2 protein-coding genes are annotated in these 2,591 nt (G+C 61.0%); both read left to right on the top strand.

Annotation, left to right across the window (positions count from 1 at the left end):
- Positions 1-2,071, top strand: a 2,071-nt coding sequence (locus FEM54_RS30235; protein ID WP_138454028.1) for a DUF1631 domain-containing protein, incomplete at its 5' end; no start/stop codon positions are given.
- Between the two features lie 61 nt (positions 2,072-2,132).
- A partial coding sequence (gene ampD / locus FEM54_RS30230) for a 1,6-anhydro-N-acetylmuramyl-L-alanine amidase AmpD (protein WP_138454027.1) occupies positions 2,133-2,591 on the top strand: 459 nt, incomplete at its 3' end.

Here is a 2,591-nt window from a genome sequence, read left to right as displayed (position 1 = left end):
GGTTCGCGACAAGGCTGCACAGCAGTTGCAGCAAGGTTTGCAGGAGCTGTTCGATAACGCTGACGACACCTTGTTTGAAATGGCCGACAAGGCCCGCAGCAACGTCGACCACCATATTTTCTTTGAAGCCATGCGTGACCTGCGCCTCAAGCGCAAGAATTTCGAGCGCGTGTTCATGGAGCAATTGTTCGCCGCATTTATCGACCTGGGCCAGGCCGAGCGCGGTGAGTTTCACCTGGTGCCGGTGGTGTCCTATGAGGCGGCGCCGGGTACGTCCAGTGATGAGCTGGAAAAAGCTGTCGCGCTGGAGGCCATGCTCGGCCGGGTGCGCCATCGCGATGGCCTGGCGCTGGGGCAATTGACCGCGCGCCTGGGCGCGTTGCTCGGCAACCCCCTGGATGAGCGCGACAACCCGCTGGGCCCAGCACTCTTGTGCGAGTTCTTCCTGCGTGCGGGGCGCAGCCTGGGTGTGGAGATTCGCGTCAAGCTGATCATGCTCAAGCTGTTCGAAAAGTATGTGCTCAGTGACGCCGACCAACTGTACGCCGAGGCCAACCAACTGCTGGTTGCCACTGGCGTTTTGCCGCAGCTCAAGGCTGTGCCGTCACGCCGCCCAGGTGGGCGTGAAGCTCGCGAGCAGCAGCGCGAAGGCAGTGTGCAGGCCGTTGATCAGCCCATGGATGAAAACGGCCAGCAAGCCTTCGCCGCGTTGCAGAAGTTGCTCGCTGCCGTGCGTGGCAGCGTCGCGCCCACCCTGGAAGCCAGCGCCGAACCCCAGCCCATCGCCACCCGCGATTTGCTGCGCCTGCTCTCCCACCTGCAGCAATATGTGCCGGAGCCCGAGGCCGAAGACGACTTCGACCTGCGTAACCAGCTTGAACAGTTGTTGACCCGCGTGAGCGTCAAGAGCGGCAAGTCCCGTGTGGTGGAAGACGCCGATGAGGATGTGATCAACCTGGTCGCGCTGTTGTTCGAGTTCATCCTCACTGACCACTGCGTGCCTGACGTATTCAAGGCCTTGATCGCACGCTTGCAGATTCCGTTGTTGAAAGTGGCGGTGCTGGACAAGAGTTTTTTCAGCCGCGCCAGCCACCCGGCGCGACGTCTGCTCAATGAAATCGCCAGCGCCGCCATGACATGGAGCCCGCGCGATGATTATCAGCGTGACAGCCTGTACCTGCGCACTGAGCAGGTGGTGCAACGGCTGTTGAATGAGTTCGTTGAAGACCTGGCGATTTTCCCCCAGGTGCTGGCGCAGTTCAGTGCCTCTACTGCCGACGAGCGCCACCGCAGCGAGTTGCTCGAACAGCACATCTGTGAGGCCGAAGAAGGCCGGGTGCGCAAAGACGCCGCGCGTCAGCGGGTGGCCGAGGTGCTCAATCGACGGTTGGTGGGCCGAGTGTTGCCGCAGTCCGTGGTGCAGTTTATCCAGCAGGCCTGGAGCCAGGTGCTGTTGCTGGCCAGCCTCAAGCAGGGCGAGCAGTCAGTGCAATGGCAGGCGGCCGTGCGCACCATGGACGAATTGATCTGGAGCGTCAGCCTGCAAAAAGACACCGAGGCCGGCCGGCACTTGCTTGAGCAGCTGCCCGGCCTGCTCAAAGCCTTGCGTGATGGGTTGACCAGTGCTGCGTTCGACCCCTTCAGCACCCGCGAATTTTTTCTACGTTTGCAGGCCATGCACCTGCAGTCGTTCGAAGGCGAGCGCCTGGACACGCTGATCGAGGTGCGTGAGCCGTTTTCGCTCAGTAGCGAGGTGCCTGACGCCATCCCGAGTCTGCCCAGTGATGATCCGGAGTTGCTCAAGGTCCAGCAGTTGCACATTGGTCACTGGTTTGAGTTCCAGCAGGAGGACGGCAGCCGGCTGCGTTGTAAGCTGAAGGCCATCATGGCGCCGGCCAACCGCTATATTTTTGTCAGTCGCACCGGGCTCAAAGCCCTCGAGAAAAGTGCCGGCCAATTGGCCATGGCCCTCAAGCAGGGCGCGCTGCGCAGCCTTGATGAGGGGCTGCTGTTCGACCGCGCGCTGACGTCGGTGATTGGCACGCTGCGCCAACTCAATCGCGGCAAGTGATCGCAACCGCAGGGCTGAACGCGGCATACTGGTAACACCTCGTCTCATTCAAGGAACCCGTATGCAGTTGGACCCCACCAGCGGTTGGTGCCAGGGCATCCGTCATTGCCCGTCGCCCAACTTCAACGAGCGCCCCGCCGGCGAGATCTCACTGTTGGTGGTGCATAACATCAGCCTGCCACCGGGGCAGTTTGCTACTGGCAAAGTGCAGGAGTTTTTCCAGAATCGACTGGACGTCACGGAGCATCCCTACTTTGAAAGCATTGCCAGCCTACGGGTGTCTGCGCATTTTCTGATTGAACGCGACGGCTTGGTGACACAATTTGTGTCGTGCCTGGAGCGTGCCTGGCATGCCGGGGTGTCCAGTTTCGAGGGGCGTGAAGTGTGCAATGACTTTTCCCTCGGGATCGAACTGGAAGGCACGGACGAGCTACCGTTCACCGATGCGCAATATGTGTCGCTGATCGACCTGGCCCGGCAACTGTTGTCGGCCTACCCAGGCATTACCCAGAAGCGTATT

The sequence above is a fragment of the Pseudomonas edaphica genome (assembly GCF_005863185.1).
In the GTDB taxonomy this organism is placed as follows: Bacteria; Pseudomonadota; Gammaproteobacteria; order Pseudomonadales; family Pseudomonadaceae; genus Aquipseudomonas; species Aquipseudomonas edaphica.
The sequence above is the reverse complement of the archived record's forward strand: the minus strand, read 5'-3'. Positions and strand labels throughout refer to the sequence as shown.